Raw genomic sequence first — 25006 nt, 5'->3', positions numbered from 1 at the left:
CGAGTGTTCGCGCGCAGTTCGTCTGGCGCTTGCGGCAAAAATTCCCCTAGAGGCGCTTGAGACGGGCGGCAAGGCCGCGTATAGCCCGGCCCAAAGGGGGCGAAAAACGCCGCCATGACAGGGGTGCGCTTGAAGTCGTTGATACGGCACGGGCGTTCGAAGGAAGTGGAAGCGCAAAAAACCATGACATTGGGCAAGATTTCCATTGGTGCAGGAAGGGTTCGCAAAGCCCTTGGACTATCCCTCACAGGGGCACTCGCCAGCGTGCTGACATTCGCCGCGCCCGTGATGGCGCAGGACGCCGCCGCTCCTTCCGCCGGAAGTTATACCCCGATGAAGCCGACGCCGGGCATCGGCATGCCGGTGGACGGCGGGATCAACCTGCAGACGCAGTTCTCGCCCACCGGCGAATATGGCGAATGGCTGCACCACGGTTTGCTGTGGATCTGCCTGATCATCTCGCTGTTCGTGCTGGCGCTGCTGGCCATCGTCATCGTGCGCTTCAACCGCCGCGCCAACCCGGTGCCGTCGAAGACCAGCCACAACACCGTGCTCGAAGTGGTGTGGACGCTGGCTCCGGTGCTGATCCTGATCGGCATCGCGGTGCCCTCGATCGACCTCATCGCCAAGCAGTACAAGCCTGCGCCCAAGACCGCGCTGACCGTCAAGGTCACCGGCAACCAGTGGTTCTGGACGTACGGCTACCCGGACAACGGCGACTTCGAGGTGATCTCGAACATGCTGAACATCCCCGGCCAGCCGGTGGTCAACAACGGCGTGCGCGAAGTCGGATCGAAGCCTTGGGACGGTCCGTCGCACCTCGAGGTCGACAACCGCATGGTCGTGCCGGTCGGCGAGCCGATCCGTCTGCAGATCACCGCCACCGACGTGATCCACTCGTTCGCGGTGCCCTCGCTGTGGTTCAAGCTGGACGCCGTTCCGGGCCGCATCAACGAGAAGGTGCTCTTCGTCGAGAAGCCGGGCGTCTACTATGGCCAGTGCTCCGAACTGTGCGGCGCCAAGCACGGCTACATGCCGATCGCAGTCGAGGCGCTGCCGCGTGACAAGTACAATGCCTGGGTCCTGACCCATGCCGGTGGCGCGATCGACGGGCAGAAGCCCGCCGCTGCCGAACCCGCTGCGGCTCCTGCCGCCGCTCCCGCCGCAGACGCTTCCGAAGCGCCTGCCGGCGAAGCGACCGCCGAAGCCGAATAATAGCGATACGAGAGGACAGGGTCCCCACCATGGCAACCACCGCTGACCACTTCCAGGCTCACCCGGAAGACCACGGCCACCACCACGACGCCGATCACAAGCCCGCGTTCTTCGCGCGCTGGTTCATGTCCACCAACCACAAGGACATCGGCACGATGTACCTGATCTTCGCGATCATCGCGGGGATCGTGGGCGGCGCCTTCTCGGGCATGATGCGCGTCGAGCTGAACGAGCCGGGCATCCAGTATCTCGATACGTTCGCCCGCTGGTTCGGCGCGGTGAACCCGGACTTCAACACCACGCTGCACACCTGGAACGTGCTCATCACCGCGCACGGTCTCATCATGGTGTTCTTCATGGTGATGCCCGCGATCATCGGCGGCTTCGGCAACTGGTTCGTGCCGATCATGATCGGCGCGCCGGACATGGCGTTCCCGCGCATGAACAACATCTCGTTCTGGCTGACGGTTGCGGGCTTCTGCTCGCTGCTGTGCTCCGCCTTCGTGCCGGGCGGCACGGGCAACGGCGCGGGCACCGGCTGGACGGTCTATGCGCCGCTCTCGACCAGCGGTTCGCCCGGACCTGCGGTGGACTTCGGCATCTTCGCTCTCCATCTGGCGGGCGCAGGCTCGATCATGGGCGCGATCAACTTCATCACCACGATCTTCAACATGCGCGCGCCGGGGATGACCATCCACAAGATGCCGCTGTTCGTGTGGTCGGTGCTGGTGACCGCGTTCCTGCTGCTGCTCTCGCTGCCGGTCCTCGCCGCCGCGATCACCATGCTGCTGACCGACCGCAACTTCGGCACCACCTTCTTCGACGCTTCGGGCGGCGGTGATCCGGTGCTCTACCAGCACCTGTTCTGGTTCTTCGGCCACCCCGAAGTCTACATCATGATCCTGCCGGGCTTCGGCATCATCTCGCAGATCATCTCGACCTTCTCGAAGAAGCCGGTGTTCGGCTACCTCGGCATGGCTTACGCGATGGTCGCGATCGGCGTGGTCGGCTTCATCGTGTGGGCGCACCACATGTACGCCACCGGCCTTTCGGTGAACACCAAGATGTACTTCACCGCCGCCACCATGGTCATCGCGGTGCCGACCGGCGTGAAGATCTTCTCGTGGATCGCCACGATGTGGGGCGGTTCGGTGGAGTTCAAGTCGCCGATGGTCTGGGCGATGGGCTTCATCTTCCTGTTCACCGTGGGCGGCGTCACCGGCGTCTACCTCGCCAACGGCGGCATCGACGACGTCGTGCACGACACCTACTTCGTCGTCGCGCACTTCCACTACGTGCTGTCGCTGGGTGCGGTGACCGCGCTCTTCGCCGGGTTCTACTACTGGTTCCCGAAGATGAGCGGCCGCATGCACTCGGAGTTCCTGTCCCACGTCCACTTCTGGATCTTCTTCGTGGGCGTGAACATGATCTTCTTCCCGATGCACTTCCTGGGCCTGCAGGGCATGCCGCGCCGTTATCCGGACTACGCGGAAGCCTATACCCACTGGAACCACATCGCGACCGTGGGCTACATGGTTATGGCCTTCAGCCTCGTGATCTGGTTCATCAACATCATCTACGCATTCACGGCCGGCAAGAAGGTGGGCGACAACTACTGGGGCGAAGGCGCGACCACGCTCGAGTGGACGCTCTCCAGCCCGCCGCCGTACCACCAGTTCGAGACCCTCCCGGTCATCGGCGAGACGGTGCACCACTGATCCCCTGCAGCCGCCCCGGACGTGTCCGGGGCGGTCGCTACCTTTATCCGGACGGGGCTGAGACGTTCTGGCACTCGCCTGAATCGGTCCCCGGGTGTATGGGCGGCCCATCATGACCCCCACGAATTCGATTCCTGCCACCACTTCGGCACCTGCCGACTGGCGCGACCTGATTGCGCTGACCAAGCCGCGCGTGATGAGCCTGGTGATCTTCACCGGCCTGTGCGGCCTGCTCGCCGCGCCTGAAAGCATCCACCCCGTTCTCGGCTTCACCGCGATCCTGTGCATCGCCATGGGCGCAGGCGGAGCCGCCGCGCTCAACCAGTGGTGGGAAGCGGACATCGACGCCGGGATGAAGCGCACCGCCAAGCGCCCGCTGCCGCAGGGACGGCTGGACCGCACCACCGCGCGCGACTTCGCCGGTATCCTGTGCGCTGCCTCGGTGTTCCTGATGGGCTTCGCGATCAGCTGGCTGGCCGCCGCGATCCTTGCGATCTCGATCGTCTACTATGCCGTGATCTACACGATCTGGCTGAAGCCCCGCACCCCGCAGAATATCGTCATCGGCGGCGGCGCGGGTGCATTCCCGCCGCTGATCGGCTGGATCGCGGCGACCGGGCACATCTCGACGATGCCGGTCGTCCTGTTCGCGATCATCTTCTTCTGGACGCCGCCGCACTTCTGGGCGCTCGCGCTCTTCGTGAAGACCGAATACGCCAAGGTCGGCATCCCGATGATGCCGGTCGTCGCGGGCGAACGCTCCACCCGCCGCCAGATCCTCGCCTACGCCGTCCTGCTGCTGCCGCTCAGCGCGCTGCCATGGTGGCTGCCGGGCAAGGAGCACGCGGGCGCGATCTACGGCATCTCGGCGCTGGCGCTCTCCACGGTGTTCCTCGCCCTCTCGATCCGCGTTGGACTGCGCACGCGCAGCGGCGATGACGATGCCATGAAGCCCGAGAAGCAACTGTTCGCCTACTCGGTGCTCTACCTTTTCGCCCTGTTCGCCGCGCTCGTGGTCGATCGCTACATTCCGCTTTGAGGACGTTTCATGCCCGCGCCACAGGAACAGAAGACCATCGAACAGATCCGCCGCAGCCGTAACCGCGCCCTCGGCCTCAGCCTCGCGGCCTTCGTGGTGCTGGTGTTCTGCATCTCCATCGTGAAGATGGGCTGATGGCGGGGAAGGGCGAATCCCGCTCCAACCGCAAGGTCGCGCTGACGGCCGCTTCGGCGGCGCTGGCGATGCTCGGCCTGGGGTTCGCGTCGGTGCCGCTCTACCGCATCTTCTGTCAGGTGACCGGCTACGGCGGCACCACCCAGCGCGCCGACGAGGCCAAGGCTGCCACCGTCAAGGACAGCGGCCGGACGATATCGATCCGCTTCGACGCCAATGTCGAGCGCAACATGCCCTGGCAGTTCAAGCCGCTGCAGCGCACCGACACGGTCTCGATCGGTGCCCGCGACATGGCGCTGTTCTGGGCCAAGAACGACAGCGACAAGACCGTCACCGGCACCGCCAGCTTCAACGTCGAGCCGGAACAGGCCGCGCGCTACTTCAACAAGATCCAGTGCTTCTGCTTCACCGAGCAGACGCTGAAGCCCGGCGAGGAAGTGCGCATGCCGGTGCTCTACTACGTCGATCCGGCGATCCTGACCGACCCGGACAACAAGGACGTGCAGCAGATCACGCTCAGCTATACCTTCCACGTCACGCGGGTGGAGGACGCAAAGGCACTGGACCATCCGCGCACGGGCAGTTAAGCGAAGTACCAAGAACCGTCGGCCATGATAAAACAGGGCGGCAGACGGCACACGAGATTGGATGAACGGGGACGAAGGCACCATGGCAGGTACGAAGAACCACGATTACCACATTCTTCCGCCCGACATCGCGCCTCTGGCGACGACCATCGGCGCCTTCACCTTCACCACCGGCATGGTGCTGTTCATGCACAAGATGCCCGGCGGCCATTTCGTGCCCTGGGCCGGGCTCGCGATCCTGCTGGCCTCGATGTTCATGTGGTTCTCCAAGATCGTCAACGAGGCGCACGCGGGCGATCACACGCCCGTCGTCCAGCTCCACCAGCGCTACGGCATGATCCTGTTCATCGCTTCGGAAGTGATGTTCTTCGTCGGCTGGTTCTGGGCCTTCTTCGACTTCTCGCTGTTCCCCTCCGAACTGGCGGACGTCATCGGCGGACAGTGGCCACCCAAGGCGATCGAGGCGGTCATGGACCCCTTCGCGCTGCCGCTGCTCAACACGCTGATCCTGCTGTGCTCGGGCACCACCGTCACCTGGGCGCACCACTCGCTGATCCACGGCGACCGCGAAGGGCTCAAGAAAGGCCTGTGGGCGACGATCCTGCTCGGCGCGCTGTTCTCGTGCATCCAGGCCTACGAGTACATGCACGCCCCGTTCGGCTTCGGCGGCAACACCTACAGCTCGGCCTTCTACATGGCGACCGGCTTCCACGGCTTCCACGTGATCGTCGGCACGATCATGCTGATCGTCTGCCTCAAGCGCACCTACAACGGCGACTTCACCCCCCGCCAGCACTTCGGTTTCGAGGCTGCGGCATGGTACTGGCACTTCGTCGACGTGGTGTGGCTGTTCCTCTTCGTTGCGGTCTACATCTGGGGCGGCTGGGGCTATCCCACGCATTAATTGGCCCACCCACTGATCGAACAGATTGTTCATTCCGAAAGGGCAGCCGAAGACCGCTTCGGCTGCCCTTTTCGCATCGAGACCTGACATGCGCCGCATCCCCGTCTTCGCGACCCTGATCGTCCTCGCCGCCGTGGCGGTGATGATCGCGATGGGCTTCTGGCAATTGCGCCGTCTTCACGAGAAGGAAGCGCTGCTGGCCCACTACGCTGCCGCGCAGAAGAACCCGGCGTTCGTCGAGTGGACGTCCCGAGGTGTTGGCAAGGACCTGCTCTATCGCCGCGCCCACCTGACCTGTTCGACGATCGGCGATCGCAGCAGCATCGCCGGAAGCAACGCCAAAGGGGAGCCCGGCGTGGCCCAGACGGCGGAATGCACGCTGCCGGGCGGGGGCCGTGCGCTGGTGGTGATGGGGTGGTCGCTCCAGCCCAACGCCGGAGCATGGCAGGGCGGAGAGGTAACCGGCATGATCGCGCCCGGCCCGCGCCTCGTTGCGATGCCCGCGGTCGGAGGGCTGGAGGAGAACGCGATTCCCGATCCAGCGGACTTGCCGAATAACCACTTGTCCTATGCGGGGCAGTGGTTCTTCTTCGCGGCTACGGCTTTGGTGATCTACTTTCTGGCGCTCAAGAAGAGGAAGTAGGAAGTCCTGGGGCCAATTGCCCCAGACCCCTTAACCGTCGAGATCACGCGCGCAGCCTCCTCCCGCACCCACCCCGAGCCGGGAGACTAATAGCCTGCGGCGCAATGTGGGACTGAGGCTGCTGCACGCCCGACGACGACGGTATGGGGGGCTGGGGCGATGGCCCCAGATTCATTTCTTTCCTTCTTCACACCCTTCACGCTCTTTTCATTTCCCGCCTTCACGGCTAACCGCGCCCGATGGACTATATCAGCACCCGCGGCAGCGCTCCGGCGCTTGATTTCGAAGGCGCGACGCTTGCCGGCCTCGCATCGGATGGTGGCCTTTACGTTCCGCGTGAGTGGCCGCGTTTCTCGGCCGAGGAAATCGCGAGCTGGGCGGGGCTTCCTTATGCCGAGCTGGCCGCCAAGGTCATGGCGCCGTTCGTTGCGGGCAGCCTCACCGAAGAGCGTCTGCTGGAGCTGACCACGGCAGCTTACGGTCGTTTCGCGCATGACGGTGTGACGCCGCTCAAGCAGCTCGATTCGCAGCAGTGGTTGCTTGAGCTGTTCCACGGTCCGACGCTGGCGTTCAAGGATGTGGCGCTGCAGCTGCTTGGCCTGCTGTTCGAGGAGTTCCTTGGTCGTTCGGATCGCAACCTGACGATCGTGGGCGCAACCTCGGGTGATACCGGGTCGGCGGCGATTGACGCGGTTGCGGGGCGTGCGAAGGTGGACATCTTCATGCTCCACCCCAAGGGCCGCGTTTCGGACGTGCAGCGCCGCCAGATGACGACGGTGCTGGCGCCCAACGTGCACAACATCGCGCTGGAGCACGCCAACTTCGACGACGCGCAGGCGATCGTGAAGCGCGTATTCAACGACAAGGGCATGACCGATCGCTTCGCCATCGGCGCGGTGAACTCGATCAACTGGGCGCGCCTGATGGCGCAGGTCGTGTACTACTTCGCGGCCGGGCTGCAGCTTGGCGCGCCGCATCGCAAGGTGGCGTTCTCGGTGCCGACGGGCAACTTCGGCGACGTTTTCGCGGGCTATGTGGCGGCGCAGATGGGTCTGCCGGTCGAGAGGCTGATCGTCGCGACCAACGTGAACGACATCCTTCACCGCGCGCTGGCCGAGGGCGATTACTCGCAGGGGACGGTGACGCCGACCGCTGCGCCGTCGATGGACATTCAGGTTTCCTCGAACTTCGAGCGCCTGCTGTTCGACCTTGGCGGCCGCGACGGCAAGGCTCTGGCCGAGCAGATGGCCGGGTTCGAGGCGACCAAGGCGATGCAGCTGACCAACGCGCAGCGCGAGGGCGCATCGGCGCTGTTCTCGTCGGCGCGCGCCGATGCGGACGAAATGGCATCGACCATCCGCTGGGCCTACGAGGCGACCGGCGAGCTGATCGACCCGCACACCGCCTGCGGCCTCTTCGCCGCGCGCACGGCGGGCATCGACGCCAGCATCCCGGTCGTCACGCTGGCGACCGCGCACCCCGCCAAGTTCCCGGAGGCGGTCGAGCGCGCCACCGGCCAGCGCCCGAGCCTGCCTGCGCGCGTCGGCGATCTGTTCGAGCGCGAGGAAAAGTACGAAACGCTGCCCGGCACGTTCGAGGCCGTGACCGAGTTCGTGGCGGCACACGCTGCGCCCAAGGTCTGATGGCTGAGCTTGTCACCCAGCCGCTGATCCTCGCCGGAGAGGGTTGGACGGATTACGGCCTCGTCGATTCGGGCCACGGACGCAAGCTGGAGCGCTACGGCGACTACCGCTTCGTGCGCCCCGAACCGCAGGCGATGTGGACCCCGCGTTCGGAGCGCTGGGACGCGCACGGCGAGTTCGTGCCTGGTTCCGACGAGGACGGCGGTGGCCGCTGGCAGTTTGACAAGCCCGTGCCCCGCGACGGCTGGCCGCTGGCGTGGAACGAGGTCAGCTTCACCGCGCAGTGCACGCCGTTCCGCCATCTCGGCTTCTTCCCGGACATGGCGCCGGTGTGGGACTGGATGCGCGGGATGCTGGCTGGGCGCACCGATGCCAGTACGATGAACCTGTTCGGCTATACCGGCGTCGGTACTCTTGCGCTGTCGGCCCATGGCCCGGTGACGCATGTGGACGCCTCCAAGAAGTCGGTCGCGCAGGCACGCGAGAATGCCGCGCTGGCGGGGCTGCAGGACCGTCCGGTGCGCTGGATGATCGACGACGCCGCCAAGTTCGCCGCGCGCGAAGTCCGACGTGAGAAGCGTTACGACGGCATCATCCTCGACCCGCCCAAGTTCGGTCGCGGTCCGACCGGTGAGACGTGGCGGCTGGAGGAGCACCTTCCGGGCCTTCTGGCGGATTGCCGCAAGCTGCTCGATGCCGACAGCCGGTTCCTGTTCCTGACGGTGTACGCGGTGCGCATGTCCTCGCTGGCGCTTGCCGGGCTGATGGACGAGCTGTTCGCGGGGCTTCCGGGCAGGATCGAACACGGCGATCTTTCGGTGCGCGAGGACGGCGAGGGGCGCTTGCTGCCCACAGCGATCTTTGCGCGCTGGTCCAATCCCGCCTAAAGGCGCGCACATCATGGCCGATTCGCTGATCCTTGAAGTCGCCGATTTCGAGCAGGATGTCCTCACCGGCATCTACTCGGAGGAAACCGGCAAGCCGCAGCCCCTGCGTTTCACCATCACGGTGAAGCTGAAGCCTGCGGACCATTACGCCCCAGACACGCCGCTGACGGCGAGCAAGAACTACATGGACCTCAAGTTCGCGGCGTCGGAAGCGCTGCCGCAGGGGGTTCACTTCAAGCTGATCGAAGCGGTCGCCGACCATGTCTGCGAAACGCTGTTCCTGCAGGACGAGCGTGTCGAGGCGGTGACGGTGAAGATCGTCAAGCTGGCGCTCACCGAGGTCAACGAACTGATCGGCATGACCCTGACGCGGGAACGTCGTTGAACGAGCTGCTCCATCTCGGGCCGCTGTCGGACGACGCGCTCGAGGCTGCGGCCGATTTCCATGCCCGCCTGCTGCCCGGGATCGAGGCGACGCTGTCGGGCGGCGCCGATCCGCTGACGCTGGTTTTCCTGCCGGCGAATCACGAGCATCGCGCCTGGCGCCTTGCCGCCGTGCAGGGCCTTGCCCGCCGCTTTGCACCTTCGCGGGTCAATGCCGTCGAGAGCGATGAGCGCGAGGCTGTGGCAGCGGCGCAACGCTGGCTCGATGGTGCGGGCGGTGTGACGGGACAATTACTACCGCTCAATGGCAAGGGCGCGGGCGGAGTGCTATATCCGTCTGAATGAGCACGCCGCAGCCCCTCGTCGACCAGTTCCAGCGCAGGATCACCTATCTGCGCCTGTCGGTGACTGACCGCTGCGACTTGCGCTGCGCCTATTGCATGCCCGAGCGCATGACGTTCCTTCCCAAGAAGGACGTGCTGACGCTCGACGAGATGCACGACCTTGCGCTTGGTTTCATCGCCCGGGGCATCACCAAGCTCCGGCTGACCGGCGGCGAACCGCTGGTACGGCGCGACATGATCGAGCTGGTGCAGGCGCTTGGCCGACGGATCGGCGCGGATGACGGGCACGGCGCGCTTGAGGAACTGACCCTTACCACCAACGGCACCCGCCTTGCCGAATTCGCCGACGACCTGCGCATGGCGGGGGTGCGACGCATCAATGTTTCGCTCGATACCCTCGACCGCGCTGTGTTCGAGAGGCTCACACGGCGCGATTCGCTGCCGCAGGTGCTGGAAGGGCTGACGGCGGCGAAGGCGGCGGGCCTCAGGGTCAAGCTCAACACGGTCGCGCTCAAGGGCATCAACGAGCACGAGATCGCCGATATCGTCGGCTGGGCGCACGGGCAGGGCTTCGAGGCGACGCTGATCGAGGTCATGCCGCTGGGCGAAGTGGAGGAAGACCGCTTCGATCACTACCTGCCGCTCGTCGCGGTGCAGGACGATCTGGCCCGGCGCTGGACCCTGACGCCGAGCGGGCACCGCACCGGCGGCCCGGCGCGCTACTGGGACGTGGCGGAGACCGGGGGCAGGCTCGGCCTGATCACCCCGCTGACAAACAACTTCTGCGAGGGCTGCAACCGCATCCGCGTCACCGCGACGGGGCAGCTCTATGCGTGTCTCGGCGGCAACGAGCAGGTGGACTTGCGCGCGGCGCTGCGTTCGGACGATCCGCAAGGCGCCTTGTCGGCGGCGCTCGACACCGCGATGCGGATCAAGCCCGAGCGCCATCACTTCGCCATCGATGCGCGCGGCGAGGCGCCCGCGCTGGCGCGCCACATGTCGATGACCGGGGGCTGAGATGACCGCAAGACTGGTGTTCCTCGGTCGGCTGGAAGAGCTGGCGGGGACGGATAGCGCCACCATCGATGCGCCGCTCGGCTGGGCGGCTCTGCTGGCGCATCTGGAAGAGCATCATGCGCCCGAACTGGTCGAGACCATCGCCGGGGTGCGAGTGAAAGTGGCGCTCAACGGCGCGCTGATCGCCGACAAGGGCGGGATCGTGCTGGCGGATGGCGATGAACTCGCCTTCCTGCCGCCGGTATCGGGTGGCTGAGATGTCCGACGTGCGCCTGCTTACCTCTGCGTTCGATCCGGCGGCGGAACTGCGCGCTTTCACCGCCGCGCATCCGCAGGCGGGCGGGATCGTCAGCTTCCTCGGGCAGGTGCGCGAGGGCGGGGGCTGTGAGGCGCTGGAACTGCGGCACTACGATCCGCTGACTCTGCCCGCTATGCGCGATCTGGCCGGGCGGGTGCGCGGGCGCTGGGGGCTCGACGGGTTGCTGGTGATCCACCGTAGCGGGGTGATGCTCCCGGCCGAGCCGATCGTGCTGGTTGCGGCCGCTGCCCGGCATCGGCGCGACGCCTTTGCGGCGGCGGACTTCGCGATGGACCACCTCAAGAGCGAATCGTGGTTCTGGAAGCGTGAGAAGACCGGCGGCGAATGGCATTGGATCGAACCGCGCGCGCAGGACTTCGAGGATATCGCGCGCTGGTAGCCCCGTCGTCGTCCCAGACTTGATCCGGGACCGCTGGCAAATCTTCAGGCGATGGGCTTGCGGTCGTGCAGCGAGGTGGGCTGGTCACGGCCAGCGGTCCCGGATCAAGTCCGGGACGACGAATCTTTTCTTCTCGAACGAGGGTTTTGACCCGCATCAACGAATCATGACGCGGACGAGCGCATATGCCGATCACCCAAGGAGATCAGCATCATGTCCCAGCGTCTTACCCGGCAGCAGCTTCAGGGTCTGGCCACGGTCACGGCCGTTCCCGCCCGCGTCAAAGTAGACCGCAGCTTCGGGCTGCCGACCGGCTTCTACGTCGCCACGGTCGCGCTCTATCTCGCCTTCATCGGTGTTATGGCCGCCACGTTCATGAACCCGGAACTGGCCATCCCGATGGTCATCTTCGCGGGCTTCGTGATCATGGCGTTCGGGCTGGCCGGGTACTGGGTGAAGATGAAACCCCACAACGATGCCGCCGCGCCCACCTGGGGCCAGCTTGCCGCACGCGGCATCGACACTCTGAACGGAAGGCTCACGGCGGGCGAAGCGGCCGTCCAGGTTCTCACGCTACCCGTGCTGATCCTGTGCTGGGGCCTGGCGGTCGCGGTCATCGTCGCCTTCACCTGACGCGGGGCCTGCCTGAATCTGGTCCACCAGGCCGGGGGGCTTTCAGGCAGACTTTGTCGGAACGTTCGGGGAGTCCCACCCTTCTGGCCGGGGGGTGGGACTTTTCGCGTCAGGACGCCCGGCGTCGCAGCACCGCCTGCACGAAGGCGTCGAGATCATCGACGTCCACGTCGAGCACTTCGTCCCATTCCTCCAGCACTGCGACGACGTCCTCGCGCGTGGAGACGGGAACCGGCGGGGGCAGCGCGACATGTGGCCAGGCGTGGCCGGTGAAGTTGTTGTAGAGCCAGCCGAAGCTGCACAGCACCAGCACGTTGGCGGCGATCGGGATCATCAGCGTCGCGTCCCACGGCACCTGCCCGCCCGCACCGAGCGCGCAGAGCAGGGCGCAGGCACCGCCCGGCGGATGGAGGCAGCGCGCCACCGACATCGCCGCGATGGCAAGCCCCACCGCGATGCTCCCGCCCAGCCACGGATTGCCGATCAGGTGCCCGATCGAAATGCCGATCGCGGCCGAGAGCAGGTCTCCGCCGATCACCGACCACGGCTGCGCGAGAGGGCTCGCCGGAACGCAGAACACCAGCACCGCCGAGGCGCCCAGCGGCGCGACGAGGAAGGGCAGGGCGTGGGCCTGATGGCCGCCGAGCAGCGCCCATGTCGCGAAGCCGGAGAACGCGATCCCCAGCGCCGCACCGATCGCGCCGCGCGCCCAGCCCAGACGGCCAAGGGCGTGGAGGCGCAGGGAGTGAATGTGCCGGACCATGGCGGCGCTATGGCGCAGAGCAGTGCGGGTGACGAGCCCGGATTTGCCTCGCACCGCGATAGGCAGGCTATCAGAACTTCAGCTTGTAGCGCACCATCGCCCGGTTGCTGACCTGCCCGCCGCCCAGCGTCGCCGAATCAAGCTCGACGCCGAGTGAGGAGTTTTCGCTCAGGCCCATCTGCGCGCGGGGCAGGCCGTCCGGCGTTTCGTAAGTGTCGGGAAGCGGGCGCAAGCGCTCCTTTTCCGGATTGGCCGCGCAGACGACGATTTCTCCGGGGCGGCCGACCGGGCAGCGCGGCTTGACGGCATGGAGATCGACCGTCCCGTCCTGCGGCATCTGCGCGAGGTCGAACAGCGGCGCTGCGATCGCAGGCGGTTCGGGCGGGAGGTCGGCGATCGGCATGGAAAGCAGGAGGCCATGCGATCGCGGCGATTTCAGGGCAGCGGGAAGATCGGGCCGCGAATCAAAAAGCCCGGCCCTCCGTTCGGAGGACCGGGCCGATGAGCGCCCGCACTCGAGGGGGGAGGGGGCGGGCGCCGAAAGGATCAGGCGAACTTGCCGGCCTTGGCGATCTCGGCCAGCGGCTTGCGGTCGCTGGCGACTTCGCGCGACTGCAGGAAGTCGGGCAGGACCGACTTGTCACCCTGCTTGCCGATGGCGAAGGCGGCTTCGAGGCGATGGTCTTCCGGGATGCCGAGCGCGGCCTCGGCCTCGCCGAACTTCAGGCCGGTCATGCCGTGGGTGTGGTAGCCCAGTGCCTGCGCCTGGATCGCGGCGAGCACCCAGGCAGCGCCGGCGTCGAAGCTGTGGCTGTGGTTCTCGGAATTGCCCTTGTCCGAGCGCATGAACTTGTCGGAGACGACGTAGACGATCGCCGAGGCTTCCTTGGCCCAGCCGGCGTTGAAGTCGATCAGGCCCGACAGGAACAGATCCCAGTTCGCGTCGCCCTTCTTGGCGTAGAGGAAGGTCCAGGGCTGCACGTTGTAGGCCGAAGGCGCCCAGCCACCGGCTTCGAGGATCGCGTCGAGGTCTTCCTGCGGCATCTCGCTGCCGTCGAAGGCGCGCGGGCTCCAGCGGTCGACGATGAGCTTCTCGATCTTGGGATTGGCGATACGTCCGGTCATCGAAATATGTCCTTGTCTGCTAAGGGCTTAGGGAGAATGCGCAAGCAGGGGAGCGATCCTTTCGAATCGCCCCCCTGCGCTATGTCAGGCTGCGTCCACCAGCACCAGTTCCGCGTCTTCCAGAGCGGTGACGGTGATCGTGTCGAGCCCGGTGATGGCCACGCCGTCGCGGGCATTGGCTTCCACGTCACCAACCCGGATGCGGCCGGTGGCGGGGACGAGGTAGCTGTGGCGCGCGGCGTCGGTGGCGTAAGTCACCGTGTCGCCCGCCTTCACCGTCGCGCCCAGCACGCGCGCCTCGGCGTTGATGTGGAGGGCGTCGTCGTCCCCGGCGATGCCGCTTGCCAAGGTCACGAACTGGCCCGAACGGTCCTCCTTGGGGAAAGGACGGGCGCCCCAGCTCGGCTGCTCGCCGCGGCGGTCTGGGATGATCCAGATCTGGAAAAGCGTCGTCGCCTCGTCCTCTAGGTTGTACTCCGAGTGCTGGATGCCGGTGCCGGCGCTCATCACCTGGACGTCGCCCGCGCCGGTGCGGCCGGTGTTGCCCAGGCTGTCCTTGTGCGTGATCGCGCCGGTGCGGACATAAGTGACGATCTCCATGTCGCGGTGGGGGTGCGGCGGGAAGCCGGACCTGGCGGCGATGGTGTCGTCGTTCCAGACCCGCAGGCGCCCCCAATTGGTGCGCGCCGGATCGTGGTAGTCGGCGAAGGAGAAATGGTGGCGGGCATCGAGCCATCCGTGATTGGCGGCGCCGATGCTCTCGAAGGGACGCAGTTCGATCATGGGGCACTCCTTTGTATGCGTTAGGTGCCGTTAAGGCCCTGTTGAGTGCCATGTAGCCCTTGCGTGGCTATCGCGAAATTGTGATAAACTCGGCTGAATTATTCAGGAAAGTTGAATGGTCGACGTCGTCCCGCCCAGTCTCGATCACTTGCGCTGCTTTCTGGCCGTGGTGGAAGAGGGCAGCTTCAATGCAGCCGCCAGGCGACTTGGCCGCGCGATTTCGGTGGTCAGCTACGCTATTGCCCAGCTCGAAAGCCAGCTCGACGTGCGCCTGTTCGACCGCGAAGGCTCCCGCCGCCCGCAGCTGACCGAAGCCGGCAGGGCGCTGTTGTCCGAGGCTCACGCGATCTCCGACGACGTCGATGCCCTGCTCGCCAAGGTCCGCAGTCTGCGGCAGGGGCTGGAGGCGGAGCTGTCGCTGGCGGTGGACGTGATGGTGCCGGGCAACGTGCTCGCCCGCCTGTTGCGCGACTTTCAGGTGCGCTTTCCGACGGTTCCGCTGCGCCTCCACATCGAGGCGCTGGGCGCTGTCGCCGCGCTGGTGCTCGACGGGCGCGCAACGCTGGGTATCGCCGGGCCGGACATCATGGACCTTGCGGAGATCGAGCGCGAGACGATCGGCTCGGTCGAGATGGTTCCCGTCGCCGCCCCCGACCACGCCCTCGCCAAGTTCGAGCGGATCGAGCCGGGCGAGACGCGCAAGCACCTGCAACTTGTCCTGACCGACCGTTCGCCGCTGACGGAGGGGCGCGATTTCTCGGTGTTCAGCCCGCGTTCGTGGCGGCTGGCGGACCTCGGCGCCAAGCACGCGCTGCTCAAGGAAGGCATCGGCTGGGGCTCGATGCCGCGCCATGCCGTGAGGGCAGACTTGGAGGCGGGCACGCTGGTGGAACTGAGGCTGCCCGAGCGGTCCGCGCTCGATTACGCGCTCGTCGCGCTATGGCGCAAGGACAGCCGCCCCGGCCCCGCCGCCGTCTGGGTGCTCGACGAAATGCGCGAACGGCTTGCGAAATGTCCGTCGACGAAGTGAGGGTCTTGCGGGTCGGTTCGGGCTGCTCCACTTAAGGCGCATGACCGCTACCCGCCTGTTCGACCGCGCCCTGATCCGGCTGTCCCCGCGCCCCGATTCGGGGGAGAACGTCGTCGATTTCCTGCAGGGGCTGGTGACGTCCGACGTCGCCGGAACGCTGCCGGTCTGGACCGGACTGCTGACGCCGCAGGGCAAGGCGCTGTTCGACTTCATCGTCTGGCCAGGCGGCAAGGGACTGCTGATCGATTGCGAGGCCGAGGTCGCCGATGCGCTGGTGAAGCGTCTGTCGATGTACAGGCTCCGCAAGGCGATCGACATTGCCCGCGACGACCGGCTCGCCGTCCACTGGCGGCCGCATACGGGCGACGGCGCCGCGCCGGACCCGCGCCTCCACGCCCTTGGCGAGCGCTGGGTCGCGGTGGTCGATGCCACCGATCCAGCCGAGGAAGAAACTGGCGCAGACGCCGCCTGGCGCGCGCATCGTCTGGCGCTGCGGGTGCCCGAAGGCCGGGCGGAACTGGGCGACGGCGAAACGCTCTGGCTCGAATGCAACGCGGCGGACCTGCACGGCGTCAGCTTCACCAAGGGCTGCTACGTCGGGCAGGAAAACACCGCGCGCATGAACTGGCGCCAGAAGGTCAACCGCCGCCTTGTCGTGGTGCCGCTGGCCCGTTCGGACGAGAAGCGCCGCCGCGCCGCCTACCCCGAACTGGGGCTCGCGGTGGATCACCTGAGGGTGGAGGACATCCCGGCCGACGTCATGCCCAAGTGGATTGCCGCAGAAGCCTGAGGCAACGCACCGGAGCAGCCTGTCAGGCGGCTCCGGCCATTTCCATGCGCGGGCTCAGGCGCCGGTCGAGATCGGCGACGTAGATGCGCGCCGGATGCTCCATCGCCCGCGAGGCGCTGTAGCGCGACCGTACCTGCCCGGTATCGTGGAAGCCGGCGCTTTCCAGCACCTGCTGCGTGCCCCGGCTGTCGGCGAAGTGGCTGGCGATGACCCGCAGATGGCCGAGCGAGCGCGCCTGGTTCACCACCGCGCGCAAGGCCTCTCCGGCATAGCCGCGACCCCGATATCTCGGGACGATCCAGTAGCCGACCTCAATCTCCTTGGCGCCGAGAGCGCTGTCGCTCCGACCCAACCCTATACTTCCGACCAGTTGCGGCCCGCCGGGCGCGCGCAGATACATGAAGAAATGGGGAAGGCGCGGATCTCGCGGCCGGTCCAGATAGATGCGCAGTTCCTCCGCCGAACGGGGCAAAGGAGCCACGCCGACAGTGCGCTGAACGTCATCGTCGGAAAGAGCCTCGACAAGATCGTCGAAGTCCTCCGGCCATGCCGGTCTCAAAAACAACCTCTCCGTGCGGACGAACATTCCACGGTTCTCCGTCGTGCTAGTGCCCTGCGACTCGGATCATGCACGCAAGTCGTCGCAGATGCACGCAGTTTGGTGCGAATCCCTCGCGATCGGCGATGAAATCGTCGCAGGCGCCGGTTAACCGGATATGACAACGGCGCCAGGGGATTACCCCTAGCGCCGTTTTCAGTGGTTAATGGGAGGGATCAGGCCGCGCATCGGCGATTCATCGAATCGCCGCCGCAATCGGCCGGGCTCTCGAACACGATCTCGTGCTCGCGCGAGGGGCTGGCATAGCCCCGTGCGCGGCTGAAACGCTCGGCGACACGGCCTGTGCGGCTGAAGCCGACCTTCTCGAGCACCCGGCCCGATGCGGCATTGTCGACGAAGTGGTGCGCCACGACGCGGTCGTGGCCGAGCGCGCGGGTCAGCGACAGCAGGGTGCGGGCGGCCTCGGTGGCATAGCCGCGTCCCTGTTCGTCGGGCGTGATCCAGTAGCCGAGGTTAACCTCGCCATCGAGCATCGACAGGCCGCAGCCGCCGACGATACGGGCACCTTCGGCACCAGGCGCGGTGACGAGGAAGCTGGGAAGGCGGTGATCCTGCGGCTTTTCGACGAAGGCGCGGGCGTCCTCGGCCGTATAGGGCCAGGGCACGCGGGCGAGGTTGCTCACGACGGCTTCATGGCCGATCCGGGCCATCAGCTCGTCGCGATCCTCCGGCCAGGCAGGGCGCAGGAACAGCCTTTCGCTGCGAATGAACATCTTCGTTACTCCAACCCCCGGCGCGCGCTTAGCGGGCCGGCGTGACACTGCAATTACGCCCGTGGTTACAGGGCGGTAATCGCAACAGATCCGAGGGGACGCGCGCCATCGCCGCCGCACCGTGCGCGGTGCAACCCGAAGGCGTCGTGTCGGTTCCCGGACACGCTGGAGGGAGATACGAAAAGAGGGAGACGGGCGGGGCCCTCTCCCTCATTCTGCTGATTCTCAAAGGAGAATCAGCGGGGCCATCCCGTCAGGATGGCCCTTACAGAGACCATCCGATTACTCGGCGGCTTCCGCCATGACGTCTACCGAGACGTACTTGCGGCCCTGTTTGCCGTCGTGGAAGCGCACGCGGCCTTCCGCGAGAGCGAACAGGGTGTGGTCCTTGCCAAGACCGACGTTCACGCCCGGGTACACGCGGGTGCCGCGCTGACGGACGATGATGTTGCCGCCGATCACTTCCTGACCGCCGAACTTCTTGACGCCGAGACGGCGTCCCGCGGAGTCGCGACCGTTACGCGACGAACCGCCTGCTTTCTTATGTGCCATTGCTGGTTACTCCGAATTCTGGGGTCAGCCGACGGACACGATGCGCAGCAGGGTCATCTGCTGGCGGTGACCGGCCTTGCGGCGATAGTTGTGGCGGCGGCGCTTCTTGAACACCACGACCTTCTCGCTCTTCGCCTGGGCGATGATCTCGGCGGCGACGGTCACGTTCGCGATGTCCGCGACTTCGCCGTCCTTGCCTGCGAGCAGGATGTCACCCAGGGTGATCTTGTCACCGGCTTCACCAGCCAGCTTCTCGACCGCGATCTTGTCTCCGGCGGCAACCCGGTACTGCTTGCCGCCCGTGCGCACAACTGCGAACATGGTGCCCTTACCTAATCTCAAAAATGCCCGAAACGAGCCGAAACAAACCTGCCCCGGCCGCTCAGGTCCCGAAGGACCATGGAACTTTTCGGGCGACGTGCCGACCGCCCCGCGTGATGCGAGGTGCCGGAAAGATGGGTGCCGTTAGGGGATGGGCCGATTCGTGTCAACCAAGGACTTGGTGGTGACTGGGGCCGTTTCGGCGGTCCAAAGCCTCTCCCGCTTCGCGCCGGCCGTGCTATGGCAGCCTCATGATCCGCGCGAAAGTCCGTTTGACCGCCCCCGCCATCCTGTGCGGCGTTCTTTCCCTCGCCATGACGGCTTGCTCGTCTTCCGGTGGCTACCCCTCGTTGGCGCAGCGCGACGTCGAGCGCGTCAGCGGCACCGCCAGCGCCGCGCCCGGAGATTCGGAGCAGGCTGCTCCGGCGTTGCCGCCTGCGAGCGCCGATCTCGTCACGCGCCTTGCGGGCCTCGTGAAAATCGCGGAGCAGGCGGATCGTCAGTTCCAGTCCAATCGCCCCGCCGCCGAGCGGGCGAGTGCCGCGGCAGGTTCCACATGCAGCGATTCGTGGAGCGCTGCCAGCGTCGCCCTGGCGAAGCTCGAATCGAGCCGCTCCTCGGGCATGACGGCGCTCGCCGAACTCGACGTTCTTTATGCCGACGCGCGCGACAAGGCGCCGGTCGAGGAATCGCCGGAGGTGAAGGCCATCGCCGACGCCCGCACGCAAGTCGCCGCGCTGCTCGATGCGCAGGACAAGGTGCTGGCGGGGCTGGCGAGCCGCCTCAGGACCTGACCGGCCGCCTTCCGGATTGCCTTGAAAGCGGCGGGAGAGGGGCCTAGGTCGGCCTTCTTCGTGAAATTGCCGCAGAAAGGCCGTCCCAGATGACTGCAACCGCACCCGAACTCGTCCTTTCCGGCGGCACCGTCCATACGCCGAGCGGCCCGGTCGTTGCCGACGTCGCCGTGCGTGACGGCAAAATCCTCGGCGTCGGTTCCTATCCGGACGCGGCGAAGCGGATCGACTGCACCGGGCTCGACGTGCTGCCCGGCGTGATCGACAGCCAGGTCCACTTCCGCGAGCCGGGGCTGGAGCACAAGGAAGACCTCGAGACCGGCAGCCGCGCGGCGGTCATGGGCGGCATCACCGCAGTGTTCGAGATGCCCAATACCAACCCCAATACTGATACCGAGGAACGAGTCCTCGATAAGCTGAAGCGCGCGCATCACCGGATGTACTGCGATCATGCGTTTTACGTAGGCGCCACGGCCGACAATGCGGTCGCGCTGGCGGACCTCGAGCGCATTCCCGGTACGGCGGGCGTCAAGATCTTCATGGGCGCCTCGACCGGCAGCCTGCTGGTGGCCGAGGACGAGCAGCTCGCCCGCGTGCTGGCCCACGGGCGCCGCCGCGTCGCCATCCATGCCGAGGACGAGGCGCGGATGAACGCGCGCAAGGATCTGCGGGTGGAAGGCGATCCCTCCAGCCACCCGGTCTGGCGCGACGACGAAAGCGCGATGCTGGCGACGAAGCGCATCCTGCGCCTCGCCCGCGAGGCGCGCCGCCCGATCCACATTCTCCATATTACCACCCCGGCCGAGCTGGAGCTGATCGCCCAGCACCGCGATGTGGCGACCTGCGAGGTGACCCCCCAGCACCTGACGCTGGCGGCCGAGGAAGCCTATCCCAAGATCGGGACCTTCGCGCAGATGAACCCGCCGATCCGTTCTGCTGCACACCGCGACGGGCTGTGGCACTGGCTGCGTGCGGGCGTGCCTGATGTGATCGGCTCGGACCATGCTCCGCACACCCGCGAGGAGAAGGCCAAGACCTATCCCAACAGCCCCTCGGGTATGCCGGGCGTGCAGACCTTGCTGCCGCTGATGCTCGACCATGTCGCCAAGGGCCGCATGACGCTGGAGCGGCTGATCGACATGACCTCTTCGGGCGTGCAGCGCGTGTTCGGTCTCGTCGGCAAGGGCCGCATCGCGGTGGGCTATGATGCGGACTTCACCGTCGTCGACCGCAAGGGCACTTTCACGGTGACCGAGGAATGGGGCGAGAGCCGCTGCGGCTGGACGCCGTTCGCAGGGATGGAACTGGAAGGCCGCGTCGTCGGCACCATCGTGCGCGGACACTCGGCGATGTGGGAAGGCCAGCTCGCCAACAAGGCGCAGGGCGAGGCGCTGCGGTTCGCCGGGGCGCTCTGACCCCCGCTCCATTGCGCCGGAGGGTTACCCTGCCTTCCGGCGCGACAGGATGTCCCAGCAGAATACGCCGACGGCCGCCCAGATGAAGGCGAAGCAGACCAGCTGGATCGGCCTCAGCGGCTCGTGGAAGATGAACACGCTCATCAGGAACAGCCCGGTCGGCGTCACGAACTGGATAAAGCCCAGCACCGAGAAGGGCAGGGCGCGCGCGGCGGTGGCGAATAGCATCAGCGGAATCGCGGTCAGCGGCCCGGCGCAGAGCAGCAGCAGGCTGATCCGCGTCGAGGAACCCATCGCCAGCCCCCCCGGCGCCTGCATCTGCCACCACATCAGGCCGAGCGCGGGCACGAACAGCACCAGCGTCTCGACCGTCAGGCCTGGCAGCGCGGCCACCGGCGCGAGCTTGCGGGCCAGGCCGTAGCACGCGAAGCTCAGCGCCAGCATCAGGCTGATCCACAAGGTATCGAGCGCGCCCTTCGCCAGCAGCGCCACGCCGATCGTCGCGAGGGCCACGGCGATCCACTGACGCCGCGTCAGCTTCTCCTTGAGGAAGACCGTCGCCGCAAGGATGTTCATCAGCGGATTGATGTAATAGCCCAGGCTGGCCGCGAGCACGTGGCCCTCCATGATCGCGACGACATAGATGAGCCAGTTCGCGCCGATCAGGAACCCGCTCAACGCCAGCGTGGCGAGGGTGCGCGGGTTGGTGAGCGCCGCCCGCAGTGCCGCGCCTTGCCGCAACACGGCTACCGCGACGAGGCAGAACGGCAGCGTGCACATCAGGCGCCAGACGACCACCTCGAACGGCGCGACGTCTTTTAATAGCGCAAAGTAGAGCGGGAACAGGCACCAGATGCCGTAGGCGCCGAATGCCGGAAGCAGGCCGGAAACGGAAGGCGAGTGCCGGGGCACTTGGCGGGACATTGTCTCGGGCATCGGCTGCATATCTCTCCCGGCGGTGGGGGGTATCCGCCGTGCATGCCCCTTAGAAGGGCACCGGAACGGGGGCAACCACTCGCTCCATCGCCCCTGCGCCAACGGCTCGTCGCAAAATCGAATCCTGACAAGCGCGTTGCGGCTCGTTCAGGATCTAAGGCTTAAAGATGAATGCGTAAGGCGGATCGACTCGGATGGCCGGTTCGCTTCCTTAGAAGAGGAGAGTTGAGATGAACGCATTCTTCAAGGCCTCGGCCATCGCCGCAGCCGCTGCCAGCCTGACCGTCGCACTGCCTGCTTCGGCCGCCATCGCCCCTTACGGCAACGGTTTCACCGCGCCGGGCGAACAGACCTACGAGCATGGCCGCGATCGCTATCGCTATTCGCGCGAGGATTATCGCCGCGGCTACGGCAATCGTGACAGCTATCGCTATCGCGACAACCGTTATCGCGATGACTATCGCCGCAGCTCGTGGCGCGGCAACGACGGCCGTTACTACTGCCGCCGGGGCAATGGCACCACCGGCCTGCTGATCGGCGGTGCAGGCGGTGCCCTGCTGGGCCGCGAGATCGACGGTGGCCGCGACCGGACCGTCGGCACGGTGCTTGGCGCCGCTGCAGGCGCCCTGCTGGGCCGCGAGGTCGATCGCGGCGGATCGCGCTGCCGCTAAGGCCCCTCTGACAGAACAGCTTTCCCCGCAGGTACGGCGACTTGCGGGGAAGCCGTCCGGGCCTGAACGGCTCGGGCGGGAGGGCGCCCGCATTCGTGCGGGCGCCCTCAACCATGTGTAAGGCCCATAGTCCCGACCATCCCGAAATGGGACGAGGGGATTCCACCGCTGGCACCTTTGCGACTTTTCGCGTTTTCCTAAGCTATTGCCCCTAGCAGGGCCTGGCTGCCGCCCTCGAAGGAAACGCGACGATGAAGACTCTGGCCCGAATGACTGCTCTTGGCCTGATCGGCACGCTGATGCTGGCAGGCTGCGGCTCGGGCGACAAGCAGCCGGACCCGGCCGATACCGACCCGGCGCTCAATGGCGCGCTCGGCGATCAGATCATGGTCGATCCCGAGATGGCCGGCGATCAGGGCGCGGCCGTCTCGGCGGAGGGGCGCCGCATCACCGTCCCTGCGCAGGACCGCACGCCCGAAGCGATCGCCGCGGCCAAGAAGCAGGCAGCGCAGCTGGTCGGCGGTGCGCTCAAGCCCGCGCCCAGTCCGGCGCAGGGCGGAGGCGCGGCGCTCGCTGCCGGTGCTGCTACGGCTGCTCAGGTCGCTGCGGAGGCCAAGGTCGCCAAGGCCGATTGTTCGGCCAAGGTGCAGTATTCCAACACCTGGGCGGCCAAGCTGCCCGCCGAACTGCCGGTCTATCCGCGCGGCGCGGTGCAGGAAGCGGCCGGGATCGACGGTCAGGGCTGCGCGCTGCGCGTAGTCAACTTCGCGACGCCGGTGAGCGTCAGCGACGTGGTGAGCTTCTACTACACCAGGGCGCTGGGGGCCGGGTACGGCGCGGAGTACAAGATCGACGGTGGAGACAGCGTGCTGGGCGGCCGCAAGGACGGCAAGGCTTACGTGGTCTACGCGCGCAAGCTGGACAGCGGGCTGACCGAAGTGGACCTCGTCACCAGCGGGAAGTGAGAGGCACGCACCCAGTCCGTGCCTCCCCGGATCGTCATTGCGAGCGAAGCGAAGCAATCCAGGGCGAAGCTTAACAGCCCTGGATTGCTTCGCTTCGCTCGCAATGACGAGGTGATGGACGCTTCTACCGCAACCCCACACCGATCACCGCGCGCGGTTGCTCCATCTCGCCCGAGGCGACCGGATAGGCGCAGTAATCCGCCGCATAGAACCCGGTTGGCCGGTGGTTGCCCGAAAGCCCCACGCCGCCCATCGGCGCCGCATGGCTGGGGCCGATCGTCGGCCGGTTCCAGTTGACGATTCCGGCGCGCACGTTGGCCCAGAAGCGGTTGTACTCCTGCGGCGTGCCCCCCACCAGCGATGCGGCGAGGCCATAGCGCGAGGCATTGGCCTGCGCGATCGCCTGGTCGAAGTCCGACACCCGGACCACCTGCAGGATCGGCCCGAACAGTTCGACGTCGGGGCGCTCGGCCATCGCCGTCACGTCGATGATCGCGGGGCTGAGGAAAGGTGCGGTGTCGTGCGTGCGGACGAGGTGCTTGATCGCCCGGCCGCCGTGGCTGAGCAGGTAGAGGAAGCTTTCGGTGAGCCCGTCGGCGGCGGCATTGTCGATCACCGGCCCCATGAACGGCGCGGGCTCGTCGAAAGGCGCGCCGACGATCAGCCGGTCGGCGAGCGACTTCACCTCGGCCATCAGCGCGTCGTACATCGTGTCCTTCACGATCAGGCGGCGCGCGGCGGTGCAGCGCTGGCCGCTGGTGGCGAAGGCGGACTGGACGACGATCGCGGCGGCGTCGGTCAGCTTGGGCGTGTCCCACACGACCATCGCGTTGTTGCCGCCCATCTCCAGCGCGACCATGCGGTCCGGCCGGGCCGCCAGCCTGCGGTTGATGGCGATGCCGTTGGCGGCCGATCCGGTGAACAGGACGCCGTCTATCCCCTCATGCGCCACGTAAGCCGCGCCTTCGACCGGGCCGCCGGGGGCGAACTGGATGGCGGCGGCGGGCACGCCCGCGCGGTGGAAGCAGCGGGTCAGCATCTCGCCGGTCGCGGGCGCGCGTTCGCTCGGCTTGAAGATCACCGCGTTGCCCGCGATCAGCGCGGGAACGATGTGCGCATTGGCAAGGTGCGCGGGGTAGTTGAAGGGGCTGAGCACCACCAGCACGCCATGCGGCTTGTGACGCACCGCCATCGCCCCCTGCAGCGCCGAATCGAGGCGGCGCTGGGCCGTCCGCTCGGCGTAGGAGCGGATCGAGACTTCGACCTTGGCGATGACCGAATCAACCTCGGCGCGGGCTTCCCACAAGGGCTTGCCGACTTCGCGGGCGATGCAGGTGGCGAGCGCCTCGGCGTCCTTGCGCACTTCGTTGGCGAAGCGGCGCAGCAGTTCCATGCGGGTGGAGAGCGGCTGGGCCGCCCACGAGGGCCACGCCCGCCGCGCGCGCGCAACTGTCTCGTCCACGTCGGCCACCGGGCCGCGCCAGACTTCCGCCCCGGAGGCAGGTTCGTGGGAGACGATCTCCGCCCTGGTATCGGGCCGGCTATCGGCCCTCTGGAGTTGTGCGGTCACGAAATCATCTGGTCCCAACGCGGTGCGGCTGCAGAAATACGGCTAATGACCCGTTAGCTTATAGGGTTCGACATTTCATCCCAATCGCACAGGTATTCCTACCGGGGCGTAA

The 25006-nt window shown here is 66.6% G+C and carries 31 protein-coding genes; 21 read left to right on the top strand and 10 right to left on the bottom strand.

The features are described from left to right. The first annotated feature begins 183 nt into the window (after positions 1–183). The 15 genes from coxB (at position 184) to ACODRZ_RS18690 (ending at position 11847) form a co-directional block, all read left to right on the top strand. Positions 184–1215, top strand: coding sequence for a cytochrome c oxidase subunit II (gene coxB / locus ACODRZ_RS18760; protein ID WP_488971973.1), 1032 nt, complete (start codon positions 184–186; stop codon positions 1213–1215). Between the two features lie 29 nt (positions 1216–1244). Continuing rightward, positions 1245–2933, top strand: a complete 1689-nt coding sequence (gene ctaD / locus ACODRZ_RS18755) for a cytochrome c oxidase subunit I (protein ID WP_488971974.1) — start codon at positions 1245–1247, stop codon at positions 2931–2933. A 112-nt stretch (positions 2934–3045) separates the two neighbouring features. Next, positions 3046–3972 carry a heme o synthase gene (locus ACODRZ_RS18750; RefSeq protein WP_271180858.1) on the top strand — a complete coding sequence of 309 codons (927 nt, stop codon included), beginning with the start codon at positions 3046–3048 and terminating at the stop codon, positions 3970–3972. A 9-nt stretch (positions 3973–3981) separates the two neighbouring features. After that, positions 3982–4107 (top strand): hypothetical protein, encoded by a 126-nt coding sequence (locus ACODRZ_RS18745; protein WP_256434530.1) that lies wholly within the window; start codon positions 3982–3984, stop codon positions 4105–4107. Continuing rightward, complete coding sequence (locus ACODRZ_RS18740; protein WP_069708864.1) at positions 4107–4694, top strand: cytochrome c oxidase assembly protein; 588 nt, start codon at positions 4107–4109, stop codon at positions 4692–4694. The genes ACODRZ_RS18745 and ACODRZ_RS18740 overlap by 1 nt, the downstream gene beginning before the upstream one ends. An 82-nt stretch (positions 4695–4776) precedes the next feature. After that, positions 4777–5598, top strand: coding sequence for a cytochrome c oxidase subunit 3 (locus ACODRZ_RS18735; protein ID WP_008831555.1), 822 nt, complete (start codon positions 4777–4779; stop codon positions 5596–5598). Positions 5599–5686: 88 nt separating this feature from the next. After that, a complete protein-coding gene (locus ACODRZ_RS18730) occupies positions 5687–6241 on the top strand; it encodes an SURF1 family cytochrome oxidase biogenesis protein (RefSeq protein ID WP_488971975.1) in 555 nt (184 codons plus the stop codon). Positions 6242–6480: 239 nt separating this feature from the next. Continuing rightward, positions 6481–7884, top strand: a complete 1404-nt coding sequence (gene thrC / locus ACODRZ_RS18725; protein ID WP_488971976.1) for a threonine synthase — start codon at positions 6481–6483, stop codon at positions 7882–7884. Further along, positions 7884–8771: a class I SAM-dependent methyltransferase gene (locus tag ACODRZ_RS18720; RefSeq protein ID WP_488971977.1), complete on the top strand. Its 888-nt coding sequence runs from the start codon at positions 7884–7886 to the stop codon at positions 8769–8771. The genes thrC and ACODRZ_RS18720 overlap by 1 nt, the downstream gene beginning before the upstream one ends. A 13-nt stretch (positions 8772–8784) precedes the next feature. Next, complete coding sequence (locus tag ACODRZ_RS18715) at positions 8785–9156, top strand: dihydroneopterin aldolase (protein WP_488971978.1); 372 nt, start codon at positions 8785–8787, stop codon at positions 9154–9156. Further along, positions 9153–9500, top strand: coding sequence for a Rossmann fold domain-containing protein (locus ACODRZ_RS18710; protein ID WP_036529442.1), 348 nt, complete (start codon positions 9153–9155; stop codon positions 9498–9500). Before ACODRZ_RS18715 ends, ACODRZ_RS18710 begins: the two co-directional genes overlap by 4 nt. Beyond that, complete coding sequence (moaA, locus tag ACODRZ_RS18705) at positions 9497–10516, top strand: GTP 3',8-cyclase MoaA (RefSeq protein WP_488971979.1); 1020 nt, start codon at positions 9497–9499, stop codon at positions 10514–10516. The genes ACODRZ_RS18710 and moaA overlap by 4 nt, the downstream gene beginning before the upstream one ends. Before the next feature lies 1 nt (position 10517). Next, positions 10518–10772 carry a MoaD/ThiS family protein gene (locus ACODRZ_RS18700; protein ID WP_488971980.1) on the top strand — a complete coding sequence of 85 codons (255 nt, stop codon included), beginning with the start codon at positions 10518–10520 and terminating at the stop codon, positions 10770–10772. Between the two features lies 1 nt (position 10773). Continuing rightward, positions 10774–11214 carry a molybdenum cofactor biosynthesis protein MoaE gene (locus tag ACODRZ_RS18695; protein ID WP_488971981.1) on the top strand — a complete coding sequence of 147 codons (441 nt, stop codon included), beginning with the start codon at positions 10774–10776 and terminating at the stop codon, positions 11212–11214. Between the two features lie 213 nt (positions 11215–11427). Then, positions 11428–11847 (top strand): hypothetical protein, encoded by a 420-nt coding sequence (locus ACODRZ_RS18690; RefSeq protein ID WP_488971982.1) that lies wholly within the window; start codon positions 11428–11430, stop codon positions 11845–11847. A gap of 109 nt (positions 11848–11956) precedes the next feature. Here the strand turns inward: ACODRZ_RS18690 and ACODRZ_RS18685 are convergent, their stop codons facing one another. The 4 genes from ACODRZ_RS18685 to ACODRZ_RS18670 all read right to left on the bottom strand — a co-directional run bounded on the left by ACODRZ_RS18685 (position 11957) and on the right by ACODRZ_RS18670 (position 14518). Then, positions 11957–12664 (bottom strand): HPP family protein, encoded by a 708-nt coding sequence (locus ACODRZ_RS18685; RefSeq protein ID WP_488971983.1) that lies wholly within the window; start codon positions 12662–12664, stop codon positions 11957–11959. A gap of 16 nt (positions 12665–12680) precedes the next feature. Then, on the bottom strand, positions 12681–13013 hold the full coding sequence (locus ACODRZ_RS18680) for a hypothetical protein (protein ID WP_488971984.1): 333 nt from the start codon (positions 13011–13013) through the stop codon (positions 12681–12683). A 143-nt stretch (positions 13014–13156) separates the two neighbouring features. Next, positions 13157–13735 (bottom strand): nitroreductase family protein, encoded by a 579-nt coding sequence (locus ACODRZ_RS18675; protein WP_271180865.1) that lies wholly within the window; start codon positions 13733–13735, stop codon positions 13157–13159. Between the two features lie 84 nt (positions 13736–13819). Then, positions 13820–14518 (bottom strand): pirin family protein, encoded by a 699-nt coding sequence (locus ACODRZ_RS18670; protein ID WP_008830642.1) that lies wholly within the window; start codon positions 14516–14518, stop codon positions 13820–13822. Between the two features lie 115 nt (positions 14519–14633). Here ACODRZ_RS18670 and ACODRZ_RS18665 point away from each other — a divergent pair, with 115 nt between their 5' ends. Then, entirely contained in the window at positions 14634–15548 is a 915-nt protein-coding gene (locus ACODRZ_RS18665; RefSeq protein WP_488971985.1) for a LysR family transcriptional regulator, read from the top strand. 40 nt (positions 15549–15588) lie between these two features. After that, positions 15589–16338 (top strand): CAF17-like 4Fe-4S cluster assembly/insertion protein YgfZ, encoded by a 750-nt coding sequence (gene ygfZ, locus ACODRZ_RS18660; protein WP_488971986.1) that lies wholly within the window; start codon positions 15589–15591, stop codon positions 16336–16338. Between the two features lie 22 nt (positions 16339–16360). Here ygfZ and ACODRZ_RS18655 read toward each other — a convergent pair whose 3' ends face one another. From ACODRZ_RS18655 to rplU, 4 genes are all read right to left on the bottom strand, one after another. Then, positions 16361–16924, bottom strand: coding sequence for a GNAT family N-acetyltransferase (locus tag ACODRZ_RS18655; RefSeq protein ID WP_008830645.1), 564 nt, complete (start codon positions 16922–16924; stop codon positions 16361–16363). 188 nt (positions 16925–17112) lie between these two features. Further along, positions 17113–17670: a GNAT family N-acetyltransferase gene (locus ACODRZ_RS18650; RefSeq protein WP_488971987.1), complete on the bottom strand. Its 558-nt coding sequence runs from the start codon at positions 17668–17670 to the stop codon at positions 17113–17115. Positions 17671–17952: 282 nt separating this feature from the next. Further along, the gene (rpmA, locus tag ACODRZ_RS18645) at positions 17953–18222 is read right to left on the bottom strand and encodes a 50S ribosomal protein L27 (RefSeq protein ID WP_008828936.1); all 270 of its coding nucleotides are present in this window, start codon (positions 18220–18222) and stop codon (positions 17953–17955) included. Positions 18223–18246: 24 nt separating this feature from the next. After that, positions 18247–18543 (bottom strand): 50S ribosomal protein L21, encoded by a 297-nt coding sequence (rplU, locus tag ACODRZ_RS18640; protein WP_008828935.1) that lies wholly within the window; start codon positions 18541–18543, stop codon positions 18247–18249. A 251-nt stretch (positions 18544–18794) separates the two neighbouring features. Between rplU and ACODRZ_RS18635 the strand changes: the two genes are divergently transcribed. After that, positions 18795–19337 (top strand): hypothetical protein, encoded by a 543-nt coding sequence (locus ACODRZ_RS18635; protein WP_488971988.1) that lies wholly within the window; start codon positions 18795–18797, stop codon positions 19335–19337. 89 nt (positions 19338–19426) lie between these two features. Further along, a complete protein-coding gene (locus ACODRZ_RS18630) occupies positions 19427–20752 on the top strand; it encodes a dihydroorotase (protein WP_488971989.1) in 1326 nt (441 codons plus the stop codon). 24 nt (positions 20753–20776) lie between these two features. On the opposite strand, the gene rarD is transcribed toward ACODRZ_RS18630, so the two are convergent. Next, positions 20777–21697 (bottom strand): EamA family transporter RarD, encoded by a 921-nt coding sequence (rarD, locus tag ACODRZ_RS18625; RefSeq protein WP_488971990.1) that lies wholly within the window; start codon positions 21695–21697, stop codon positions 20777–20779. Between the two features lie 221 nt (positions 21698–21918). On the opposite strand from rarD, the gene ACODRZ_RS18620 reads away from it, so the two are divergent. After that, positions 21919–22359, top strand: a complete 441-nt coding sequence (locus tag ACODRZ_RS18620) for a glycine zipper 2TM domain-containing protein (protein WP_271180871.1) — start codon at positions 21919–21921, stop codon at positions 22357–22359. 251 nt (positions 22360–22610) lie between these two features. Next, entirely contained in the window at positions 22611–23324 is a 714-nt protein-coding gene (locus ACODRZ_RS18615) for a hypothetical protein (protein WP_488971991.1), read from the top strand. A 124-nt stretch (positions 23325–23448) separates the two neighbouring features. Here ACODRZ_RS18615 and ACODRZ_RS18610 read toward each other — a convergent pair whose 3' ends face one another. Further along, positions 23449–24894: a succinylglutamate-semialdehyde dehydrogenase gene (locus tag ACODRZ_RS18610; RefSeq protein WP_488971992.1), complete on the bottom strand. Its 1446-nt coding sequence runs from the start codon at positions 24892–24894 to the stop codon at positions 23449–23451. Positions 24895–25006 lie beyond the last annotated feature (112 nt).

The organism is Novosphingobium sp. FG90 (assembly GCF_057808725.1).
The sequence above is the reverse complement of the archived record's forward strand: the minus strand, read 5'-3'. Positions and strand labels throughout refer to the sequence as shown.